Consider the following 21863-nt stretch of genomic DNA (forward strand, 5'->3'; position numbering starts at 1 on the left):
AATGGAAGGATTCATGTCTTTGAGTGTAGTGGTACTTGCCGCTGGCAAGGGCACCCGCATGCGTTCGGCATTGCCAAAAGTGTTGCATCCAGTTGCCCATAAACCGATGGTGCAACACGTGATCGATAGCGCTCGTCAGCTCAATGCTAACGCCATTCATGTGATTTACGGCCATGGTGCCGAGGCGCTACTTGAGCGGCTTGGTGGGCAGCAACTTAACTTCGTCGAACAAGCAGAGCAATTGGGTACCGGTCATGCCGTGCAGCAAGTTCTGCCATATTTGAACGACGATGAACACGTGTTGATTTTGTGTGGCGACGTGCCACTTACGCGAGTTGAAACCTTACAAAAGCTCGTTGAGGTGGGAAAAACCACCGATTTTGCCATTCTCACCGTGGATGTCCCCGACCCGACCGGCTACGGACGAATGATTCGCGACAGCAATAATGCCATCGTCGGCATTGTTGAACATAAAGACGCGTCAGCCGAGCAACTAAAAATTACCGAAATCAATACCGGCATTATGATGGCCAGCGGTAAAGCGTTAAAACGTTGGTTGAGTCAGCTCTCCAATGACAATGCGCAAGGTGAATATTACCTGACCGACATCGTGCAAATGGCGGCTGCCGAAAATGTTGAGATAGCTTACGCACAGCCACAGGAATTTGCCGAGGTGCAAGGTGTGAATAATCGCCAGCAACTGGCGCTGCTTGAGCGCGCTTACCAGCTGCGCCAAGCCCAGCAATTGATGGTTGACGGCGCCACCCTGCTCGACCCTGCGCGTGTTGATGTGCGCGGTAAGGTGCAAATTGCCAACGATGTGGTGATTGATGTAAACGTGATTTTTGAAGGTGAAGTGGAACTGGGTGAAGGGGTTGTGATCGAAAGCAACTGCATCTTGCGAAATTGCCGCATTGGCGCGCATACCCAGATCAAGTCCCATAGTATTGTCGAGCAAGCGGACGTAGCGGAGCATTGTGAAGTCGGCCCCTACGCGCGTTTACGCCCCGGTTCAGTGCTGGCCCAAGGTGCGAAAGTGGGTAACTTCGTCGAAATGAAAAAAACGCGCTTAGGCAAAGGTTCAAAAGCGAATCATTTGACCTATTTGGGCGATGCAATTGTCGGCGATGGCGTCAATATTGGCGCTGGCACCATCACTTGTAATTATGATGGTGTTAATAAATCGGTTACTGAAATCGACGATGGTGCATTCATTGGTTCGAATAGCTCGTTAGTCGCGCCCGTACGCGTAGGTAAACAAGCCACCGTAGGCGCGGGCTCAACCATTACCAAAAACGTCGAGGATGACGAATTGGGCATTGCGCGCGGTAAGCAACGCAACATTACTGGCTGGCAACGGCCACAGAAAAAGGGATAAGCAGTATGTGTGGGATTGTAGGTGCGACTTCTGAGCGCCGTATCAGCGAAATTCTATTAGAAGGCCTCAAACGCCTTGAATACCGTGGCTACGACTCTGCCGGTTTAGCGGTATTGAGCGAAGACGGCCGGATTGAAACCGTGCGTCGTACCGGCAAGGTACAAGCGCTAAAAGACGCCGTGGGTGAGCACCCGCTCGCGGGTACCACTGGTATCGCCCACACCCGTTGGGCGACCCATGGTGGCGTCACCGAAGCCAACGCCCACCCGCATGTTTCGAATAACTGTATTGCCGTAGTGCACAACGGCATCATCGAAAATCACGATAAACTACGTGAGCAACTGCGCGCGTTGGGTTACGAATTCCAATCGGATACCGATACTGAAGTGATCTGCCACCTAGTGCATCATGAGCAGAAATCGCACAGTGATTTATTTGAAGCGGTACAGGCCGCCGTGAAGCAGCTTGAAGGTGCCTATGGCACGGTGGTGATGGATTGCCGTGAGCCGGGCCGTCTGGTGGTCGCACGTTCAGGCAGCCCACTGGTGATTGGCCTAGGTATTGGCGAGAACTTTATCGCTTCTGACCAATTGGCGCTGTTACCAGTAACCCATACCTTTATGTACCTCGAAGAAGGTGACATGGCGGACATTACGCGTACTGACGTGAAAGTCTATGACACCAATGGTCAACGCGTTGAGCGTGCGATCCACGAGTCAGACGGTCAATACGACGCGGGTGGCAAAGGCAACTACCGTCACTTCATGTTGAAAGAAATCCATGAGCAGCCTGCTGCTGTGCGCAACGCGCTTGAAGGCCGCCTAGTTGAAGGTCGTGTGGCCGACAACGCTTTCGGTGAAGGCTCTATGCAGTTGCTGAAAAATATTGAGCACGTGCAAATCGTCGCCTGTGGCACATCCTATCACGCTGGGATGGTCGCGCGTTACTGGCTCGAAGCTCTAGCTGGCGTGTCGTGTAACGTCGAAATCGCCTCTGAATTCCGTTATCGCCAGTCGCATGTGCATGCCAATAGTTTGTTGGTGACCATTTCGCAGTCCGGCGAAACTGCGGATACCTTGGCCGCGCTGCGCTTGTCGAAAGAGCTCGGCTACAAAGGTTCATTGACCATCTGTAACGTAGCGACCTCGTCAATGGTACGCGAATCCGATCTCGCCTATATGACCCGTGCCGGTACTGAAATCGGCGTTGCCTCAACCAAGGCCTTCACTACCCAATTGGTGGGCTTGTTGATGTTAGTGTTAGCGTTAGGCCAATCACGCGGCTTAAGTGGCGATAAACAGCAACAAATCGTTGCCGGCTTGAAAGCATTGCCAGCGAAGCTTGAAGAAGCCTTGTTGTTGAGTGACAACATAGAAGCACTCGCCCCCGAGTTTGCCGACAAATATCACAGCTTGTTTCTCGGTCGTGGTTCGCAATATCCGATTGCGATGGAAGGCGCCTTGAAACTGAAAGAGATCTCGTACATTCATGCCGAAGCGTACGCCGCTGGCGAACTCAAGCACGGTCCATTGGCACTGATTGACGCTGAGATGCCGGTTATCGTGGTTGCACCGAATGACGAGCTGCTCGAGAAGCTTAAATCAAACGTCGAAGAAGTGCGCGCCCGTGGCGGTATCATGTACGTATTCGCCGATCGCGATGCCCACTTCAAGAGTGACGACACCATGCGCGTGATGAACGTTGGCCACTGCGACGAACTCATCGCCCCAATCGTTTACACCATTCCACTACAGTTGCTGTCGTACTACGTTGCCATCATCAAAGGCACCGACGTCGACCAACCACGCAACTTGGCGAAATCGGTCACGGTTGAGTAACGTTGAAGGTATTGAAAAGGGCGCTACGGCGCCCTTTTTCATTGCAATTCAATGCCGAAGTCGCTAAGTTGTTTACACAATTACAACAAAGCGATTCACCTATGAAATTTATACCTTACTCGCGTCTACAATCCGAAAATCTGCTCGTTTTACTTTACGTGGCGCGCTTGTTGGCGGTCATTGGCGCCGTTCTCTTTGTCGTTGCGATAGTGCTTTTTGCAGCGATACCTTTTTTAGGAGCAGAATCTGCGACAACCATTGATATGGGTAACGGCATGCAAATGCACCCCCAATTTCCAGTCAGTAGAGACTACACCGCGCTCGCTATCGTTGGCGGCGTATGGAGCATCGTAAGTTCAATCGCGCTGCTGGTGGTTAGCGGTATTTGCGCGGCGGTGGTATCGTTTGAGCAGACTTACACACAAAAACACACCTCCTCTACAGCTGAAGGTGTTGTAAAATGAAAGCGATTTATCAGGTAGTTATCGCATTTCTAATACTCACGGTGTTTAGCAGTTCAAGTCACGCATCGTCGTTGCCCGACTTTCCGTTTGTCACTGTCGAAGAGAGCGCATCGAAGAATGTGCGGCCAGACGAAGCGCTCGTCAGTTTTGAAATTATCGCTTTTGCGCAGCAAGCCGAGCCAGCGAATGCGACCATGGTAGCGACGATGAACGCCGTGGTGGCACTCACGGAGCAGCTGGGTATAGCGCCTGAGGCGATCACTGCCTACGAGGTCGATAAGCGCGCTAAACGGCAACGCGATGATGACTATAACGAGCTCGAAATCCTGGGCTATGAGTTCAGTCGCAGCGTCAGCATCAAATTGGCTGATCTCGAGCGTTACGTGCAATTAATGGAAAAACTGCTGACCCTGGATCATGTCGAAGGTATCGGCACGCAATTCTCCTCATCTAAACGCAGTGAAGTTGAGGCTGAATTAATTGCTGAGGCAGCGAACAAGGCGCGTAAAAAAGCAGCCATTATGGCGAAAGGACTAAACGTTGAGCTTGGTTCGGTGTTTGCGTTCAATGATTCAGGTTCATTTAGTTCGTTCTTCGCGACTTTCGGTTTGAGCGATGGTTACGGAAATACGGCCGGCATAAGCGTGACCGGATCGCGCGGGAATTCAATTTTCATTCCGAAATTTATCGAGATTCAAAAAACCATCAATGTCATCTATAAGCTGCAATAAGGACCTGCAACCTATGAATCAACTTTCGTATATCGCACCGCCGCAACAGCCATTTCAACCCGAGCAGGGTTAACGGTGTTCAAAGCGCTGCAAAGTCTCTTTTCCTATGATGCGGTGGTTGAGCTTGCCGAGCATCGCATTACCTTGCGTAAATTCGAGACGCACGAGGTACTGGAGTATGAGCCCTTGTTGGCGATCGCGACGGAGCGGGGTCAGCAGGTGATCAAAGCGGTTGGCGCGCAGGCTCGCAGCTTCACGGGTGAACAGGTGGAGATAGTCAATCCTTTTGCACATCCTCGCGTGTTAGTTGCCAACTTTCAACTCGCCGAAAAACTACTGTTGTGGGGTGTAAAAGAGCTAAGCAAAAGTAGGATCCGCCCTGCTCCGCGACTGATTATGCACCCGTTGGAGAAGCTCGAAGGCGGTCTTACAGATATTGAACTGCGGGTATTTCGTGAGCTTGCGTTGGGGTGTGGAGCGCGGGCAATAAAGATCCACGTTGGTGAACGCATTAACACACGCGCACAAACCTACGAGACAGTTCAGGATTTGCTGGAACAGGATAATGATAAAAAGAACTAGCTTAATAGTGCTTTGGTTGTTGCTGTTAGTCGGCTGTGCCAAACCGCTTCCACAGGACAAACTAGATTACGTGGGGGAGTGGCGCAGCAAGGAAATGGTGCTGTTGATCCTCGCCGATGGAACTGTGTCGTATGAGCGTTTAAAAAATGGCGGAAAGGTATCGATTAACGGGCCGTTACAAGAGTTTAACGGCAATGATTTTGCAGTGGGATTTGGTTTACTGACCACGACCTTCGTGGTCAGCGAGCCGCCCTACCAAGAGAACGGTCACTGGTATATGGTGGTCGACGGCGTCCGCTTACGTAAACAAGATGAATGGGAAAGCTTATGAAAACATTGCTGATGGGAATGACTGCATTAATTACGGTAGCAGCGGCTGCTGCCGAAAACAGCTATACCGTGCATGCCACGTTATTGAGTAACGGCAAAGTGGTGGGCGAACCCGTACTTCAGGTGCGCGACGCCGAACCAGCATCGATTGAAGTCAGTGGTGTCGAAGGTTACTCGCTGGCGCTTACGGTAACAGCAGAGAATACGCCAGGTCGCTATCGCTTAGTAAGTGAGGTGTCGACAGCTGGGTCGAATATGAGCCCGACACTTGTGGTTGAAGCGAATCAACCTGCCGAAGTGAGCATCGGTCAACTCACTATGCGAGTTACGGTGCGCGAATGAAGTGGGCGATTACTGGGTTAGTCGCGCTTTTTTTTGCTTTCTTAGGGCTGCAGTATTGGGCAGCTCAGAATGAAGTCGTCACTCAGCTAGAACCAACAACGCGTCATTTTTCACCAGCTATTGAAGCTGCAACTGAAGAGCAACTTATTCAGGCTCCTGTTGCAGCTGAAAGTCAATTTTCGCGTGCGCCGACCGTAAGCTCCACCACCGATGAAGAAACGCTCACGGCACACGAACAACGTGTGCTTGCGGCAGTCGAGAAATTTAAAGATTTACGTGACCGTGAGTTACTCATCGCGCTTTCAAATGACCCTCTCGCGCAAGATCTGATCGCTGACATTCTCTTGGTAATGTTGGAACAAGGCTATCTAGAAGCCAATGACACTTTTGCTACGCGCCGTGGCTTTGAAGGTTTCTCACCTTTGTTTTTTGCGCTGATGGCATCTGAGAACATGGATGCGGAGATGCTCAATCGTTTTCTTGATTTGGGGTCGCGCATGGAAAGTAATGACGAATGGCGGCGCGTGATGGCGCGTCAATCAGACCTTGAGTTGTTAGAGATGTGGTATGAGTCAACTGGATTAGGTCCGGAACATCATCAGCAGTTATTTAATGAGGCGCTGCAGGCCGGCAATATGGCGTTTGTGGATTTTATTCTGGAAACCAAAGGCGGCAAATTCGATCAGCTCACCTTTTCTGGTGCTACGGCCGAGCGTATCAAAGAGGGGGTTATCGGCAACAAAAGTCTGACAGATGAGAGCTTGCGAGATTTTTATGAGCGGAGCAAACCTGAGCAACGAGCGATGTTACAGCGCAACATTATCGCTTTGCATGAGCAGCGCTTGAAACAAATCGAACTATTGCTGCTGCATGCCGAATTGAGCGACGAAGAACGGCTGCAAATCGAGCGTACACAGGCTACACTGCTAGCCGACATTCAACGCATCAATGATTTTTTCGCTGCTCAAGGTGGTTAGCGAAACACCGATTAGTGAGTTTTTAATGCATCCTATTTTACAAAAACCTCTGACCGCTTTTATCTTTATGCTCGGTTTTGCCATTATTTGCCTTCCTTCGGCTCTTCTCGTTTACTTAATCGCTTGGTTATTGAGCTTTGCTTTCAGTATCTCCTTCGATGCCTGGCAAACGCACGCCATTGTATGGGGGTTGGCATTTGTTTGGACACTTTACGCAATCAACACCGACGAAGGCGATCAGTTGCTCGCAAAAGTCATTACCCTGAAACGTTAAGAAATCGTCAACGCCTACCAAAAATACAGTTCTTTGCTATGTTTAGGAGTGCGTTATCGCACTCTCAATTCATAATAAGAAGGAACATCCAATGAGCTTTTTATGGTTTTTGTTGGTAGGTTTGGTCGCCGGTTGGTTAGCAGGAACGCTAGTGAAAGGCGGTGGTTTTGGGATTCTTGGTAATATCGTTATCGGCATTATCGGCGCGATGTTGGGTGGCTTTTTATTCGACCTACTCGGCGTGAACAGCGGCGGCGGCATTATTTGGAGTATTGTTGTCGCAACGATAGGTGCGGTCGTGTTATTAGTTATCGTACGCGCACTGAAGAAAGCCTAGCCTTGCATTTGCCATAGCGCCCAGTAAGATCGTGCGCTATGGCTAAACCTCGTAAAAAGCAACCGCAACGTACCGTACAAATAAGTTGTGGCAAATGTCGCTCGCTTCTCTATAAGTATCGCAAGGGCGGTAAAGGTGCGTTGGTTAAGTGTTTTGTTGAACGTATCGTTGAAGACCACACTAATGTTGTCGGTGTGTGTCCCTGTTGTGGACAGGAGTTCGCCAGAGAGACTATGATACGCGGCGCTCCAGCCTACAAAATTGTCGGTGGAAAGGTCATGGTTAAATAACAAAAAGGAATCACGAGATGACACGTAAACTTATTTTAGCAGCGGCTGGTACTTTGTTAGCTGCGAACATGGTGGCTGCACCTGCAGCCAAAGCAGAGGCTTTCAATGGTCTGAATCCTTGGCAACAGTGTGGTATCGGTGCCATGATTTTCCCAAATCACGGTCTTGCGGCAGCCATCTCAAATATTATTTGGGATTTGGGTACAACTGCAGTCACTTCAGCAACTGTTTCGGCCGAGACCTGTGAAGGTTCTGGGCAATTCACCGCAATCTTTGTGACCGAATCTTACGCACAAATCGAAGAGCAGCTAGCTTATGGCGAAGGTGAACACCTGAATGCCATGCTGCAATTGATGGGCTGTGCAGCTGAGCAACGTCCGGCGGCAATCGCAAAATTGCGTACAGATTACGCACAGAACATGGCTGCGGCAGACTTTGCCGCAAAAGACCAAGCGCAAAAAGCGGAGTCTCTTTACTACACTGCAGCTGATGCTGTAACTGCTTGCTCAGCAAGCTAACGCGTAAAGACTGAAGGAAGAGCCCCGCTAAGCATGCGGGGCTTTTTATTTGCCTATGTATCCTTGGCTTTTAATGCTAATAGTTGCTGCCATGAGCTCCGTTGCTCACGGCGCCAACCACGAGTCGCTGGCGGCAAGTAAGACTTGGCGTGCGTTGCTGCATGTGCCAGTCGGAACTCGCCAGAGCGAAATTGAAACAGCAGCATTTTTTCTTGCCGAAAACGGTGCAACGCAGCCATTAGCAGAACTTCAAGCGACGGTCAGCACCTTCGCCCAACAGCCCGAGCAAATGTGTCGCTACCCTGCCCGTGCAGCTTGGTTACAGCAAAAAGGTGTGATCAGCAATTTTGACCCGCAGCAATGTACAGTCTTACAAAAGTGGCTTAATGGTCAAGCGGCCGATCAAGTGAGTGTTATTTTTGCCGATGGGTTTCTCGACAACCCTGCTAGTTTTTATGGCCATATGCTGATTCGGGTAGGTGATCGCACTGCCGATGACACGCAAAAGTTACTGGCCAATAGCTTTAACTTTGGTGCACGCGTGCCGGACGATGAAAATCCAGTTGTGTACATCACTAAAGGTCTGTTTGGTGGTTACCAAGCCGCCTTTTCAACCAGTCATTACTATCGCTACGACATTAACTACGCCGAAGCAGAGCTCCGCGACTTGTGGAGTTATGACCTTGCGACCAACGCGCAGCAAAGCCAGCTACTCATTTGGCATTTGTGGGAGTTGCTGGAAACCGACTACACCTATTTTTTCAGTAGCCGCAACTGTGCTTATCACATGGCTCGTGCGCTTGAATTAGTGACCGATCAAACATTAGTGGCGCGTGGCGACCCCTTTGTTTTACCTGCGGATATTATTAAACGTTTAAGCATGGCGACCATTGATGGTCAGCCAGCGGTGCAAAAGCGAAGATTGCAGCCCTCGCGGCTCCACCGCTTTCAGCAAAAGTGGCAGCAGTTGCAAGACGCTGAACAAGCGCTGGCAGTGGCATGGCTGCAATCGCCGCAACCCGCCACGCTCGCAACTACAGAGTCGACTTCGCAGTTGCGTGTTATTGCGGCGTTGACTGACTTTTATGCCTATCGACTGAGCCAAGAGCACAACGACCCTGAACTCAAACAGCGGTTGGAGGCAGAGAAAACCACACTGCTACGCGCGAGAATGTTAATGCCAATGGGGAATAACCCGCAGTGGCAACAGCGTGAAGGTTCTGCACCGGAAACAGGACAAGAGCCAAGTATGTTGCGCGTGGGATGGCAGCAGTCGGATCTAAACGATAGCCATGAAAATGCGTTAACCCTTAGCTTTCGCCCCGCTTATTACGATGTCTTGCAGCGCCAGCAAGGACGCCTCGAAAACGCCACCCTGACGATGGCAGAAATGGGCGTCAGCCTGACCGAGCAAGAGCTGAAACTTGAACACGCTTGGTTGTTACGATTACATACCCTGAACTACAGCGCGACAGGCATGCCAGGCGATGGCGGTGCTTCGTGGGGACTCAACCTAGGTTGGCAACGGGACCGCCTTAGGCAAACGGTCGACGACTTAAGCCCTCAGTTGCTCGGTAGCTACGGTAAAGCTTTCAAAGCAGGTGACGCGCATTGGTTCGATGCGGCGTTGCGCGCTGAGCTGCGCGATCCGAGCGTGGAACTGGGGGCTGTAGTTTTGAGTCCGCAACTGACCTGGCTTGCGGACTGGTCGGGTGCACGCAGCCAATGTCGCACGCGTTATGAATGGGATACAGCTCAACGGCTTGATAAACAATGGTTTATCGGCTGTGAAATCGCATTTCACCTTGGCAAAAATCAAGATTTTCGCCTAAGCTTAGCGCATCAAAACGCGTCCACGCTTGCCCTGAGTTGGTCTTGGTATTGGTGATCGCTATGCCAAGCAGAACAAGGGCTATCAATTGTTACCTTGGGAAGGTCGTTTTAGCGACTATCGTACCAAAGGAGCCGTGCATGTGCCGTTTTTTGGGGAGGTTGGGTGGTACCTCAACAACCGTCTCGCGCCAGTGTGGCAAGGTCAGATCGAGCACATCACCCACACCCTGTTGTAAGTCCTCGTTAACGGCGGCGCCAGCGGTGAAATTTCGCCACCCATGCCAACAGTTTTTCCGGCTTATGCGCTTGCTTCCATTGTCCAGCGACATATTTATTCGCCTCTGACATGGTCGGATAGCTGTGAATAGTGCCAAGGATTTTATTTAAACCAATACCATGCTTCATAGCTAATACATATTCAGCCAACAATTCACCCGCTTGTGCACCAACAATATTGACGCCGAGAATTTTGTCTTTACCCGGTTCCGTTAGCACTTTAATGCGGCCATAGGCCTGTTGATCGGCAATCGCGCGGTCCATATCGCTGATATCATACTCAATCACTTCATAATCGGTGTTTTGCTGCTGTGCGGCTTGCTCAGTGAGTCCCACGTTGGCTATTTCGGGTGTGGTATAAGTGACCCAAGGGATCACCGAATAATCGGCCTTAAAGGTCTTAAACGGGTCAAATAAGGCATTCACGGCGGCATACCACGCTTGATGCGACGCCACATGGGTAAATTGGTAAGGACCGGCAACATCGCCACAAGCATAGATGTTGGGAAAGTTGGTTTGCAGCAAGGCATTTACCTGTAACGTTTTATCCACCTCGACGCCGATTTCTTCTAACCCAAAGCCTTGCGTATTCGGCTGCCGTCCAAGCGCTATCAACACGCGATCAAAGGCCAGCTCCACTGCTTCACCTTCATGCTCTGCATGCAATAGGCTTTCGCCGTCGGCGTTGACGCTAAAGCGTTCAGCTTTGTGATTCAGACGTAAGTCGACCCCGTCTGCACGCAGTTGATTTTGTAACAAAGCACTGGTGTCTGGGTCTTCATTGGCGAGCAAGCGCGGGCCCATTTCGACAATGGTGACCTGACTACCAAGCAATTGGAACGCTTGCGCTAATTCGCAACCAATCGGCCCACCACCTAACACCAACAAGCGCTTTGGTAAGCTGCGTAAGTGCCACAACGAATCAGAGGTCAAATAGTCTATTTGCTCGAGACCTACGAACGCAGGCACCAATGGCTTTGCACCGGTTGCAATGATAATGCTGCGAGTACTGAGACTTTGCTCACCAGTTGCGGTTTTGACCCGCACTCGCCAGGGGCTTTCAATGGTGGCTTCACCTTGGATGACATCAACACCTAATTCGGTATAGCGTTCGACAGAGTCGTGCGGAGCGATGCGTTGAATGACTTTTTGTACCTCATCCATGACCCGGGCGAAATCTATCTGCTCGATGCTGGTTTGCACGCCAAGCTCGCGTGCGTGCTGCGTTTGTCGAATGGTTTTGGCGACATGCAACAGGGCTTTCGATGGTACACAACCAGTGTTCAGACAGTCCCCACCCATTTCAGCTTTTTCAATCAGTGTCACTTTCGCTTTTACTGCTGCAGCAATGTAAGCACTCACCAACCCAGCTGAGCCAGCACCAATCACAATCAAGTTATTATCAAAGGATTTGGGTTTGTTAAAACCACGGTAAGCGCGGCGTCTTTTCAGTACGCTTAAAAGGATCTTGGCAATAATAGGAACAATACCAAGCAGCACCAAGGCGCCGAGCAAGTCGGCCGAGAACACATCACGCAAGCGGCTAATTTCAGCTAGCTGGGTGCCAGCATTGACGTACACCGCAGTCGCCAAAAACATCCCCAGTTGGCTGACCCAGTAGTAAGTCCAAGCTTTTATTTTGGTTAGACCCATCACTAAGTTAATGACGAAGAATGGAAACAGCGGAACCAAGCGTAGGCTCAACAGGTAAAAAGCGCCGTCGCGTTGAACGCCCTCGTTAATGGTTTGCAAGCGTTTGCCGAATTTCTGTTGCACCCAATCATGAAACAACCAGCGCGCACTTAAAAAGGCTAATAAAGCGCCGACTGAGCTGGCGAATGACGCGAGCAATAAGCCCCAGCCAAGACCAAAAATCGCCCCTGCACCGAGGGTTAGCACGGTCGCACCTGGAATCGAGAGTGCGGTACAGAGTATGTACAGTAAAAAGTAGCTACCAAACATTAGTAATGGCTGTTCGGCCACTAACGTAACCAGCTGTTCGCGTTGTTGCTTGAGTTGTTCCAAGGTCAAATATTGGGTCAAGTCAAACACCCAGACGCTAGCAATCAAGGCTGCCAGTACAACCACGAACAGTAGTTTTTTCAACGACATGAATCCGTCCTATTAAAAGCGATAGCTTAAGCTTAGCTGAGCGTGACGCGGCAACGATGGAAACGCCAAGGTTGCGCCAAAATAGCCACCTTCAAATACCGGAGCCCAGTTATCTTGGTCGGTCACATTGATAACATCAAGCCGCGCTTGTAAACGTGGGGTAATACGATATTGCGCATGCACGTTCACTTGATGCTGGTCGCGAATCATCACGGTTTGTAAAAAATCCAACGGATACGACTTGGTGTAGCTGATATCACCACCTATCGACCAGCTTTCATCTATTTGCCAGCCAGCGACCGCACTGGCCTGTACCTCGGGAACACCTTGAAGCTGTTGAGTCGAGGCGGCAAACGCAGTGAAATTAGGCGAGCCAACACCGGTACCGTTAATAATATCGGGACGTGAATTATCAAAAGCGTCGGCAACCTGTCCCGTACCTTGGAACGATGCCGAATTATCCCAATACGCATCAATGTAGCTTGCTGCTAAGGTGGCCCAAAAGCCCTGTTCGTGGCGATAATGCCATTGCAGCTCAAGACCTTCGCTGGCAATGCCACTGTTCGAGCCGTCGCGGTTGCGCAGGCTGCGCGTTTGATCAAACCATACGGCATCGGCATACCACCGCGCGCCAGCTGGCGCATACTTCACGCCGACTTCGTAGAGACTGTTTTCGGTCGCAAAGTTCTGTGGGTCGATAATACCGTCGGCATTAAGAACATTGCCGCCCGCCATCGAGTTCGACGTTGAATCGCTTTCGTAAGCAGTAGCAAAGAAGGTTAAATCAGGCGACCAGTCGTATTGTACGGCAAGGTTGGCAGCCGTTAGCCAATCGCTATGGTTGTCTTGCTTGGCGACCTCACCGGCTGGTGCAATAGGGTCACGCGCTTCGACGTCGTAATAATCGGCGCGTACGCCCACGGTAAAGCGCAATTGTTCAGAGGCCGCCCACTGTTGTTGCGCGAATACGCCCCATTGATAGCTGGTCGAATCGGTGGTATCTGACAGGTTAAAGTCGCCCACACCATCGTTGTTGAGATCGTACTGCGCCCCAGGTGAGACAAACAAGCCAGGCCGTAATTCAACCAGCCGTGCTTGTTGTGCCGGCGTCAAAGGAATGCGGCGCTGCGTCAAAGCGCCGGTTAAATCAATTGGATTGTCGGCTTCGGTGGTAAATTGGCTGTAGCCCAACACATCGTTATAGCGCAGGTTAACACCCAGGGTGGTGTTCTCTTGGTAATGCAGCTCAACGCGATGCTCAAAAGTGTGCGCACCGTCGACAATTTCGACGAAGCTGTTTTGGTTGATGCCTTCGCGCTCAAGGTACTGATAATAAGTGCGATTCACCAATAGCCAGTCACTGGCTAACTGCTGTTCCAGCACTGAATGAATCAGGTAGGTTTCGGCGGTGTTGGTATCTAATGGATCGGTCAACACGGTACTGCGATCAATTTCAACTTGACCGGTAGGGCTAATGATAGCGCCCGCGCCCGGCACCAATGAACCATTCGGTTGCTGTCCTTGGCCAGTAATATACAAGTTATCGTCAATCAAGGCTTGGGTGGGGCGGTTGATACCGGCGTTATCGGTCCAATCAACATCGTAATACTCAAAGTTAAGTGACCAACGCGTGTTTGCCGACGGCGTCCACTCATAGGCCAAGGTTAAATCGTCGCTGCGCAAATGGGAGTAGTCGTAGAAGCTGTCTTCGTCGATCACTTCAACGCTGGCGCGAAAGGCCTGCTCGCCCTCGACAATGACGGCGTTGTGGTCGGCTTGCCAGCGGTACTGCTGCCATTCACCCAAGCGCGCTCTGAGTTCGGTACGGTCTTGGTCCGTGCGCGCGCGTTTAGGTAGTAAGTTCACGAAGCCACCAACGCGCTGGGTGGTGCCGAGCATCACTGGCGGGGCGCCTTTAACCACCGCAATACTCTCGTACGCATTCAATGACAGAGGCACACCTAAACCGTTATTACCCGCTTGGCGGCGCATCCCCCCACTAAATAGCTCGCCAAGTTGCCCCCGCATGCTGGGTAGCGACGGATTACCAAACCCCGCAGCCGCATGGCTATTGGGCGCAAACTTGGCAATATCATGGAGATCATCGATATTAGCATCGCGCAATAGTGATTCGGTAATGACCGTCGCGGCGCGCGGAATATCTTGCAGTTGGTCGTTGGTACCAAAAAGCCCTGCCACCGCTTGCTCACTGGGTAAGACGATTTCGCGTTGTTCACCGCGCACTTCAATGATTTCATCAGGCTTCTGCTGTTGTGCATTAGCGTTAGCGCTCAATGCAATTAGGATGGCGGCGGATAAAGGCTGTATTTTCAACGAAAACTCTCCAACTCAGATGATTAGGTTTAGACTACGAGTAGACACTCGATTAAGTTTACTAGTCGGAGGTAATAGGTCCTTTACACAAGGTGCATTCGCCATCATTTGCGGACGAGCCTTCCACGTAGCGCATGCGGTGGGAGGCTTTGTCGCGGTTGGCACTAAATTGATAGGTCTGCTGGCGCGCCTGTGGCTTTTGCGCGATAAACTGACACACCGCACCGACCCCGTTATGGCGATCGCCTTCGTGGATGTCGCGTTCGATCTCCTGACTCACTTGCAATTCGAAGTTCTTGAACACTTTCTCGAGTTCAGCTTTATTTAGCATTAAATCTGCTTTATCGGGTCCCCCCGTACCACGACCGAGTTGATCGACGGTATAGCCCTCGAGCAAGAAAAAGCCGCCAGGCTTAAGACTGACCACCACTTGTTCGTAGAGATGCGCGCGCGCTTGGCTTGGCAGGTGACAAAATATCGCAACAACGCCATCGTAGTGGGCTTTCGGCAACTCAGCTTGGGTCAAGTCAACCACTTCGGTTTGAATGGACACGCCGCGTTGCTTGGCAAGCTTCTCGGCTTTCGCCAGACCGACTGCCGAAATATCCATGGCGCAGACCTGCGCACCTAGTTCCGCCAAGTAGACTGAATTGCGGCCTTCACCGTCGGCAAGGCACAACACATGTGCTGCTTCTCTACCTGCTAATAAGTCTGCTGCGTGTTCGACTAAAAAGTCGTTTGGTGTCGTACCGTAAACGTATTCGTCAGTGTTATAGCGGTCGTCCCATGGATGTGTCATTGGCAGTTGACTCCTTAGCTAACTGAGAGGCTTTTGGGCAAATCGGTTGGTAGTTTTGATACCAAGCAATAAAATTATCAGCACTTAATGGCTTCGAGTATAAATAACCTTGCCCATAATCACACCCGAGTTGTTGCAAGTAGTCAAGGTTCGCTTGGGTTTCGATGCCCTCTGCCAAAGATTTAATGCCCATTTTCTGCGCTAGGACGATAGCGGCGGATACGATATAACTAGCGCCTTTATCTTCGGGCAAATAACGCACAAAGACCTGGTCAATTTTGAGTAATGAGATGGGTAGCTTATAAAGATATTGCAACGAAGAGTATCCCGTACCGAAGTCATCGATGGACACGGTAATTTGTGCTTCGGTCAACTTCAATAACTCGGCAACCACCTCGTCGATATCTTCGATCAAGGTGCCTTCAGTGATTTCCAGCTCAATCCGTTCGCCTGGGACATCGAATTCTTTCAGCAACTCGAATAACATTTGTGCGAAGCCGGGTTGTAAAATGTCATGACCGGAAACGTTAATAGCGACTTGTAGGTCGATCCCACTGGCGCGCCACTTGCTAACTTGCTGCATCACTTCACGCAATACAAACTCACTGATCTTGAGAATTAAGGTGCTATGTTCCGCATTGGGGATAAACTCATCAGGGCTCACCCAGCCACGCACCGGATGTTGCCAGCGGATCAGTGCTTCGACGCCATAAAATTTCCCATCAGCAAGCGCAACTTTGGGTTGGTAATGCATGGTAAATTCACCACGTTTGAGACCATCGGTCACATCCGCCATTAACGCCAATTGCGATGCAATGCTTTCACTGACCTCTTGGGTGTACACAAACGCATCAGTCATCTTGTCGTTGGCGCGCGCTATCGCAATTTCGGCATGCTGCATTATCGCTTGCGGGTCGTTTTCATGGTTGTCGATGAGAACGCCGCCAAGATGACGGTTCACATACACCGATAAGCTTTGAAAGTTCGCGTTTTCCGGCAATGTTTTAAGGCACGCCTGCATCAAAACATCAACATCGTCTGGCTTAGTTCCGGGAAACAAAGCCGCGAGCTGGCCACCATGAATGCGAAAAACTTCAGGTTGATGATTTGGCATCTCGTGTAACTGCCGTGCATAACCGTCGATAATGGAGTCAATCACTGAAAAGCCAAATGCCGAGCGTAGCGCCATGCCATTGTCGATACTCAGTGTCACTAGCAGATAACAACAAGAGTCGAGATCTTGATTGCGACGCGGCAAAATTTCTTCGAGACGCTCCAACAGGGCCTTACGATTGGGCAGTTTGCTGACGGGGTCACGGCGTGCAAATTGCTTCAAACGTTGAATATAACGTCGACTAGTATCGCTCGAAAGCCCAGCGAGTACACCGACTGCAAGAAAATAGAAAGTACGATACACCCAGTTAATGGTGTCTTGCATTTCCATCGTTGCTGTATTGATGGGCATCCACGGACCGAGTGCCAAGCCGCCGGCAAGCGCGATAATCACACCCCCTTTGTAGCCAAACACAATCCCTGCAATCGCAATCGGGATGTACATGGAGTGTGAATAAACGTATTTAATGCCGCCGGTATACCACACCAGTGCGGTGACACCAGCGACAGCGGTCATCAAGACCGTCACCAACAGTAGCCGTTGCGGTTGTGTATATTTACGAAAAAGGTAATTACCGAGGTTCACAGTGAATGCCTAAGTTGCCCAATAGTTAAGGTTTAGGCTTTCACTGTGAATTTGTCGAGACAAAACTGTTAATTAGATGTTTTTATTTGCAAAGTCATCTGCACTGTGGCGCTCTCGCAATTGTGCTTCGGCATCTCCCCAACTACGGTTTACGATGCGCCCTCGGCGCACTGCAGGTCGTGCTCCTACCTCGTCAATCCAGCGTCGCACATGGGTATACTGCTCGGTTTGCAAAAATTCTGCGGCGTTATACGCCTCGTTGTTGGCAACAGCGCTGTACCAAGGCCAAATGGCCATATCGGCGATGGTGTATTGGTCACCGGCAATATACCGATGTTTTGCCAGTTGTTGATCAAGCACGTCAAATTGGCGCTTCACTTCAAGTGCATAGCGGTTAATCGGGTATTCGTATTGTTCTGGCGCGTAGGCGTAAAAATGCCCAAAACCACCACCTAAAAATGGCGCTGCGCCCATTTGCCAAAACAACCAATTAAGTGTTTCGGTGCGCCCCGCGTGATCGGTAGGCAAGAAAGCATCAAATTTTTCTGCCAGATAAAGCAAAATCGAGCCTGATTCAAACACCCGAGTCGGTGGATTGGTGCTGCGATCAAGCAAAGCGGGTATTTTCGAATTGGGATTGATGGCAACAAAATCACTGCCAAATTGGTCACCTTCGCCAATGTTGATCAAGAACGCGTCGTACTCAGCATCTTTAAAGCCAAGCTCCAGCAGCTCTTCAAACATAATCGTGGCTTTAACGCCATTGGGCGTCGCCAATGAGTAGAGTTGAAACGGATGTTCACCAACGGGTAGTTGCTGTTCATGCGTTGCTCCCGCGGTTGGCCGATTGATATTGGCGAACTTGCCGCCATTGGCTTGATCCCATTGCCAAACGCGTGGAGGTGTATAGCTTTTGTCTGTCATGTTGAACTCCCATAAAAAATCCGCACTGCGTCAGTATAACGAAGTGCGGATGATTTAGGTTTAATTCAACGCTTCAGTAAAATTAGAAGCTGTACTGTACGTTGAAGAACGCTTGTCGACCGAGCTGATCGTATTGCGAGTACAACATCGCGTTACCTACTACTGCGGCAGTTGCAGGGCTACCCAATGGTGGCTTTTTATCGAACAAGTTCGATACGCCCAAGGTCACATCGACATTATCAAAAGCTTTTGATACTGACGCGGTGTGATACACGGTGGTAGGAGCATCTGCGATGAAGGTAACAGGAATGCCACGATACGTCGTTTCATTACCATTTACGTATTCACCGTAGTTGTCGACAGCACTAACGTAACGCGCAACCCAAGTGTAACTCCAATCGTCACGCTCAAGCATCGCGGTTAGCGTACCTGAGTGGCGTGGGTTACCCAACAAACCTACGTATTGTTGTGGTTCACTATCTTCGAACTGCTTGTACGAACGCTCGATCTGTACAGTGTGATCTAAACGTACACGTACCGCACCAATAGGCGTGTCGTCATTGTAGCTAGCGACGAAATCAACACCACGAATGTACTGGCTAGCAACGTTTACATAGCCGCCAAACACATCAATGATGTTGTAGTTACCATCTGTTCCGTCGTTACGAGTGAAGCGATCACAGAACGGTTCGGTTTCGAAGTTTTCTGAGTTGTAGCACAAGTTCAAGATGTCAACACCAGTGATGTCGTCAACTTGGTTGTCGATACGCACTTGGTAGTAATCGGCAGAAGTCGCAAAACGGCCGTCAGGGCTGGTCCAAACAATACCAACACCTTCTGAAACCGAAGTTTCAGCTTTCAAAGTACCGGCGCCACCACCAGTGTAGGCGGTACCTGAACCGAAGTCTTCATTGTAGTCGCCAGGAATACCGGCGGCCTGACAGTTCGCCAGAACCGTTGGGTTGATCGAACCTTCTTCTTCAGCAAGGGCCCAGTTGAAACATGGGTCGCTACGTTGGTCGAAGAATGCGGTTTGGTCGCCTAAGTACAGTTCGAACAATGCTGGCGAGCGGAATGAAGTACCACGCGACGCACGAACACGCAGGTCATCAGTGATTGACCAGTTAGCGCCGATTTTAAAGGTACTGTCGCTACCGTATGTGTTGACGTCAGTCCAACGGGCTGAAGCGGTGAGATCAAGAGACCGTGCACCGACGACATCACGCAACACAGGGATTTGGAACTCACCGTACACAGCACGGGTGTTCTGCGAACCAGCTGTGATACCGGCGCTGCTCATACCCCATGAGTTACCCGCTAAGGTGGTCGCTCCTGGTGTATCGTTGATCTCATCAGACTGGTAAGCGATACCAAATGCTGCCGCAACGACACCTGCTGGGACTTCGAACAGATCGCCAGTGATGAAGGCTTCGACCGCATCTTGCTTATAGATGGTCTTGCCTAATTCCGAACCAAATAAGAAATCACGTGTACCTTGGTCGAAGTTGCCACGGACATATTCTGGATCGAAGAAGTCAATCGCATAACATTCACGACCTGAGATCGGTGACAACTCACCTTCACAGGCGCCACCAGTAACTGCGCCAGCGGCCATTTCCAAAGCATCTTGATAGATGATTTTGGTCTGATAAGTACCGCTACTCAGGCTGCGCTGCCACGAGATGTCCCAGTTCCAGAAGCCGATAGAACCTTCTAAACCAAGCACGCCGCGGGTGTATTCGATATCCGTAACGCTACCTGAGTGATCGGTAACAGCAGTCGGGTCAAGGTAGACATAGCCGTCCCAACCTTCTACGTGACCTTCCCAAGCAGGAATGAAGGGTTCCCAGAATTGGCGATAGGTGTTGATAGTCGTTTCACGGCGACTGTGTAAAAACTCGCTATAAAAACTTGTTGAATCAGTCAGATCGTAATCTGCTTGACCATAGATAGACCAAGCTTAATTCCGCGGAATCATGGTTTCGAGGTCTTGGAATGGGTGATCGGCATCAACCCAACCATCAGATTCACGGTCAAAGCCTACTGGATACCAACCGTCAGGTGCAGCGATATCGCCTACGTTGACAGGGTTATAGGTTGGATGACCCGCTGCCTCACGCCAGCCGTCGTAATCATAGTTTTGAATACGCGCTAGGTAGTTGTCAGCGCCTGCATCCCACAGCCACATGCCGTATGGAAGGTCGTTACAGTGATAATTGCCAGTGCGAGGGTCGATCGGATCAGCTTGCTCGCCGGTCTCTTGATCGAAATAGTAACGCTCACCGCAAGCAAAATGCTCACGATCGCCGCGGGCAAGTTCTTCTTGCAAACGATAGTCGGCAACCAAACGGAATGAACCACGGCTAAAGGCCTGGCCATAAGTACCGTTAATGCGGTAGTTCTCGCCACCTGATTCGGTAGGTACGTTGCCGCTTACGTTAATTGCAGACTCATCACCCTTTTTGGTGATGATGTTGATAACACCAGCGACGGCGTCAGAACCATACAAAGACGATGCGCCGTCTTTGAGGATCTCAACACGCTCTACCGCTGATACTGGAATAGAGTTCATGTCGAATGCTGCGACTTGACCGCGAGTACCGGCAGGTCCCGCACGACGACCGTTTAACAAGACGAGGGTACGGTTAGCACCTAAGCCGCGCATTGAAATTGATTCATTACCAGCACCACCAGCAGTGACACTGCCGACCGACATTGCTGACGTAAGCTGGTTTGAGCCAGAGGCTACCGTAGAGGTCCGTAACAATTCGCCAAGGGTATTCAGTCCTTGGTCAACGGCAATTTCAGTACTAATAATTTCTAAAGGGGTGGCATTATCAAGACCATCGGTGCGGATACGTGAACCGACAACGGTTACGCGCTCTGCTTGCTCTTTGATTTCTTCTGCGTCGTCTTCATCAGACATGTCTTGCGCTAGAGCGCCGGTTGAGAACAACGTTGATGCTGCTCCAAACGCCAAAGCCAGACGAACTGATTTGGCGATGTGAGTATTTTTCATCATCTCTCCAAAAACTGCTTAATATTGGTTTGTTTTAAGGCGGGAAAAGATATTTCGATGCCTCTTCTAACTGCCATCACCCTTTTATTCTTATGAAGGGGTCCTAAAATGACAGCGCGGCAGAATAGCGGAAACTTTAAACAAAAGACAAGGTAAGCGCGTTGAATGTCGGTTATTTTCGATAGAAATGATTTTTATGAGGAATGACAAACACTTATTGCATAAAAAACAACCAGCTCAAGAAGTGAGCTGGTTGTTTAAAATCAAAACAATAGGGATCTTAGTTTTGCACTTCGATGTCGTTTTCGACTGATTCTACGCCTTCAATACCCTCAGCTAGTTGTGCTGCAAGGTCGGCAACATCTTGTGATGCGACAACGCCACTTAGTACGACTACGCCATCGATAGTTTCAACATTGATATCGAGAGCATCAAGCTGTGCAGCCTCGGCAAACGCAGCTTTAACGCGCGTCGTAATGGCAGCATCACTTAAATAGTCGCCCGCTTCACCAGCCGCTTCTTGAGTTTCATCCCAAGCGCTATCGGCAGACGCTTTAGTTTCTTCCCATGCGTCATCGGCAGCATCTTTGGTTTCATCCCAAGCATCGCCACTCGCATCTGCTGCATCATTCGCCGCGTCTTGCGTCTCGTCAGCAGCTTCTTCTGCAGCGTCTTCAGCTTGCTGCATGGTTTCCTCTGCTGAGTCTTCAGCTTGCTCGCGTTCAGATGGACTACAAGCAGCCACGGTCAGAGTTGATAAAAAAGCTAACAACGCTAAACGATTCATGTTCTTCATACGAAATAAC

General features: G+C 50.4%; 22 protein-coding genes. 14 read left to right on the top strand and 8 right to left on the bottom strand.

The genetic code is table 11. The features are described from left to right. The first annotated feature begins 13 nt into the window (after window positions 1-13). The 14 genes from glmU (at window position 14) to ACJ8W9_RS09395 (ending at window position 10130) form a co-directional block, all read left to right on the top strand. Window positions 14-1378, top strand: a complete 1365-nt coding sequence (glmU, locus tag ACJ8W9_RS09330; RefSeq protein WP_411360907.1) for a bifunctional UDP-N-acetylglucosamine diphosphorylase/glucosamine-1-phosphate N-acetyltransferase GlmU — start codon at window positions 14-16, stop codon at window positions 1376-1378. A gap of 5 nt (window positions 1379-1383) precedes the next feature. Further along, the gene (glmS, locus tag ACJ8W9_RS09335; protein ID WP_411359696.1) at window positions 1384-3216 is read left to right on the top strand and encodes a glutamine--fructose-6-phosphate transaminase (isomerizing); all 1833 of its coding nucleotides are present in this window, start codon (window positions 1384-1386) and stop codon (window positions 3214-3216) included. A gap of 2 nt (window positions 3217-3218) precedes the next feature. Beyond that, complete coding sequence (locus ACJ8W9_RS09340; protein ID WP_411360908.1) at window positions 3219-3680, top strand: hypothetical protein; 462 nt, start codon at window positions 3219-3221, stop codon at window positions 3678-3680. Then, complete coding sequence (locus ACJ8W9_RS09345; RefSeq protein ID WP_411360909.1) at window positions 3677-4411, top strand: SIMPL domain-containing protein; 735 nt, start codon at window positions 3677-3679, stop codon at window positions 4409-4411. The genes ACJ8W9_RS09340 and ACJ8W9_RS09345 overlap by 4 nt, the downstream gene beginning before the upstream one ends. 75 nt (window positions 4412-4486) lie before the next feature. After that, entirely contained in the window at window positions 4487-4993 is a 507-nt protein-coding gene (locus ACJ8W9_RS09350) for a rod shape-determining protein MreB (protein WP_411360910.1), read from the top strand. Beyond that, a complete protein-coding gene (locus tag ACJ8W9_RS09355; RefSeq protein WP_411359692.1) occupies window positions 4977-5324 on the top strand; it encodes a hypothetical protein in 348 nt (115 codons plus the stop codon). Before ACJ8W9_RS09350 ends, ACJ8W9_RS09355 begins: the two co-directional genes overlap by 17 nt. Then, window positions 5321-5665, top strand: a complete 345-nt coding sequence (locus tag ACJ8W9_RS09360; protein ID WP_411360911.1) for a hypothetical protein — start codon at window positions 5321-5323, stop codon at window positions 5663-5665. The genes ACJ8W9_RS09355 and ACJ8W9_RS09360 overlap by 4 nt, the downstream gene beginning before the upstream one ends. After that, window positions 5662-6642 (top strand): hypothetical protein, encoded by a 981-nt coding sequence (locus tag ACJ8W9_RS09365; RefSeq protein ID WP_411359690.1) that lies wholly within the window; start codon window positions 5662-5664, stop codon window positions 6640-6642. Before ACJ8W9_RS09360 ends, ACJ8W9_RS09365 begins: the two co-directional genes overlap by 4 nt. 25 nt (window positions 6643-6667) lie before the next feature. Continuing rightward, the gene (locus ACJ8W9_RS09370) at window positions 6668-6916 is read left to right on the top strand and encodes a hypothetical protein (RefSeq protein WP_411360912.1); all 249 of its coding nucleotides are present in this window, start codon (window positions 6668-6670) and stop codon (window positions 6914-6916) included. A gap of 91 nt (window positions 6917-7007) precedes the next feature. Beyond that, the gene (locus tag ACJ8W9_RS09375) at window positions 7008-7253 is read left to right on the top strand and encodes a GlsB/YeaQ/YmgE family stress response membrane protein (RefSeq protein ID WP_411359688.1); all 246 of its coding nucleotides are present in this window, start codon (window positions 7008-7010) and stop codon (window positions 7251-7253) included. Window positions 7254-7291: 38 nt separating this feature from the next. Continuing rightward, window positions 7292-7543, top strand: coding sequence for a hypothetical protein (locus ACJ8W9_RS09380; protein ID WP_411359687.1), 252 nt, complete (start codon window positions 7292-7294; stop codon window positions 7541-7543). A 17-nt stretch (window positions 7544-7560) separates the two neighbouring features. Next, window positions 7561-8061, top strand: coding sequence for a DUF3015 family protein (locus tag ACJ8W9_RS09385; RefSeq protein ID WP_411359686.1), 501 nt, complete (start codon window positions 7561-7563; stop codon window positions 8059-8061). Window positions 8062-8152: 91 nt separating this feature from the next. Next, entirely contained in the window at window positions 8153-9949 is a 1797-nt protein-coding gene (locus ACJ8W9_RS09390) for a DUF4105 domain-containing protein (RefSeq protein WP_411359685.1), read from the top strand. Further along, a complete protein-coding gene (locus tag ACJ8W9_RS09395) occupies window positions 9942-10130 on the top strand; it encodes a DUF6920 family protein (protein WP_411360951.1) in 189 nt (62 codons plus the stop codon). The genes ACJ8W9_RS09390 and ACJ8W9_RS09395 overlap by 8 nt, the downstream gene beginning before the upstream one ends. A gap of 7 nt (window positions 10131-10137) precedes the next feature. Here the strand turns inward: ACJ8W9_RS09395 and lpdA are convergent, their stop codons facing one another. From lpdA to ACJ8W9_RS09435, 8 genes are all read right to left on the bottom strand, one after another. Continuing rightward, complete coding sequence (gene lpdA, locus ACJ8W9_RS09400; RefSeq protein ID WP_411360913.1) at window positions 10138-12282, bottom strand: dihydrolipoyl dehydrogenase; 2145 nt, start codon at window positions 12280-12282, stop codon at window positions 10138-10140. A gap of 12 nt (window positions 12283-12294) precedes the next feature. Continuing rightward, complete coding sequence (locus ACJ8W9_RS09405) at window positions 12295-14610, bottom strand: TonB-dependent receptor (RefSeq protein ID WP_411360028.1); 2316 nt, start codon at window positions 14608-14610, stop codon at window positions 12295-12297. A gap of 67 nt (window positions 14611-14677) precedes the next feature. Next, window positions 14678-15415 (bottom strand): SAM-dependent methyltransferase, encoded by a 738-nt coding sequence (locus ACJ8W9_RS09410; RefSeq protein WP_411359683.1) that lies wholly within the window; start codon window positions 15413-15415, stop codon window positions 14678-14680. Further along, window positions 15387-17114, bottom strand: a complete 1728-nt coding sequence (locus ACJ8W9_RS09415; protein WP_411360914.1) for a putative bifunctional diguanylate cyclase/phosphodiesterase — start codon at window positions 17112-17114, stop codon at window positions 15387-15389. Before ACJ8W9_RS09415 ends, ACJ8W9_RS09410 begins: the two co-directional genes overlap by 29 nt. A gap of 72 nt (window positions 17115-17186) precedes the next feature. After that, window positions 17187-18038, bottom strand: coding sequence for a glutathione-dependent disulfide-bond oxidoreductase (yghU, locus tag ACJ8W9_RS09420; protein WP_411360915.1), 852 nt, complete (start codon window positions 18036-18038; stop codon window positions 17187-17189). A gap of 82 nt (window positions 18039-18120) precedes the next feature. After that, entirely contained in the window at window positions 18121-19989 is a 1869-nt protein-coding gene (locus tag ACJ8W9_RS09425) for a TonB-dependent receptor domain-containing protein (RefSeq protein WP_411360952.1), read from the bottom strand. Window positions 19990-19998: 9 nt separating this feature from the next. Then, window positions 19999-21060 carry a TonB-dependent receptor plug domain-containing protein gene (locus tag ACJ8W9_RS09430; RefSeq protein ID WP_411360916.1) on the bottom strand — a complete coding sequence of 354 codons (1062 nt, stop codon included), beginning with the start codon at window positions 21058-21060 and terminating at the stop codon, window positions 19999-20001. A gap of 277 nt (window positions 21061-21337) precedes the next feature. Beyond that, window positions 21338-21853 carry a BON domain-containing protein gene (locus ACJ8W9_RS09435; RefSeq protein ID WP_411359679.1) on the bottom strand — a complete coding sequence of 172 codons (516 nt, stop codon included), beginning with the start codon at window positions 21851-21853 and terminating at the stop codon, window positions 21338-21340. Window positions 21854-21863: the final 10 nt, after the last annotated feature.

Origin of the sequence: Pseudidiomarina salilacus (genome assembly GCF_047323925.1) — a bacterium.
GTDB lineage: Bacteria > Pseudomonadota > Gammaproteobacteria > Enterobacterales > Alteromonadaceae > Pseudidiomarina > Pseudidiomarina salilacus.

What these genes read in the sequence shown, in the direction of transcription:
- yghU (WP_411360915.1), bottom strand. Translation starts at nt 18,038, where the DNA reads ATGACAGACAAAAGCTATACACCTCCACGCGTTTGGCAATGGGATCAA.
- ACJ8W9_RS09390 (WP_411359685.1), top strand. Translation starts at nt 8,153, where the DNA reads ATGAGCTCCGTTGCTCACGGCGCCAACCACGAGTCGCTGGCGGCAAGT.
- ACJ8W9_RS09435 (WP_411359679.1), bottom strand. Translation starts at nt 21,853, where the DNA reads ATGAAGAACATGAATCGTTTAGCGTTGTTAGCTTTTTTATCAACTCTG.
- ACJ8W9_RS09410 (WP_411359683.1), bottom strand. Translation starts at nt 15,415, where the DNA reads ATGACACATCCATGGGACGACCGCTATAACACTGACGAATACGTTTAC.
- glmU (WP_411360907.1), top strand. Translation starts at nt 14, where the DNA reads ATGTCTTTGAGTGTAGTGGTACTTGCCGCTGGCAAGGGCACCCGCATG.
- ACJ8W9_RS09430 (WP_411360916.1), bottom strand. Translation starts at nt 21,060, where the DNA reads ATGATGAAAAATACTCACATCGCCAAATCAGTTCGTCTGGCTTTGGCG.
- ACJ8W9_RS09370 (WP_411360912.1), top strand. Translation starts at nt 6,668, where the DNA reads ATGCATCCTATTTTACAAAAACCTCTGACCGCTTTTATCTTTATGCTC.
- lpdA (WP_411360913.1), bottom strand. Translation starts at nt 12,282, where the DNA reads ATGTCGTTGAAAAAACTACTGTTCGTGGTTGTACTGGCAGCCTTGATT.
- glmS (WP_411359696.1), top strand. Translation starts at nt 1,384, where the DNA reads ATGTGTGGGATTGTAGGTGCGACTTCTGAGCGCCGTATCAGCGAAATT.
- ACJ8W9_RS09360 (WP_411360911.1), top strand. Translation starts at nt 5,321, where the DNA reads ATGAAAACATTGCTGATGGGAATGACTGCATTAATTACGGTAGCAGCG.
- ACJ8W9_RS09375 (WP_411359688.1), top strand. Translation starts at nt 7,008, where the DNA reads ATGAGCTTTTTATGGTTTTTGTTGGTAGGTTTGGTCGCCGGTTGGTTA.
- ACJ8W9_RS09365 (WP_411359690.1), top strand. Translation starts at nt 5,662, where the DNA reads ATGAAGTGGGCGATTACTGGGTTAGTCGCGCTTTTTTTTGCTTTCTTA.
- ACJ8W9_RS09385 (WP_411359686.1), top strand. Translation starts at nt 7,561, where the DNA reads ATGACACGTAAACTTATTTTAGCAGCGGCTGGTACTTTGTTAGCTGCG.
- ACJ8W9_RS09380 (WP_411359687.1), top strand. Translation starts at nt 7,292, where the DNA reads ATGGCTAAACCTCGTAAAAAGCAACCGCAACGTACCGTACAAATAAGT.
- ACJ8W9_RS09355 (WP_411359692.1), top strand. Translation starts at nt 4,977, where the DNA reads ATGATAAAAAGAACTAGCTTAATAGTGCTTTGGTTGTTGCTGTTAGTC.
- ACJ8W9_RS09345 (WP_411360909.1), top strand. Translation starts at nt 3,677, where the DNA reads ATGAAAGCGATTTATCAGGTAGTTATCGCATTTCTAATACTCACGGTG.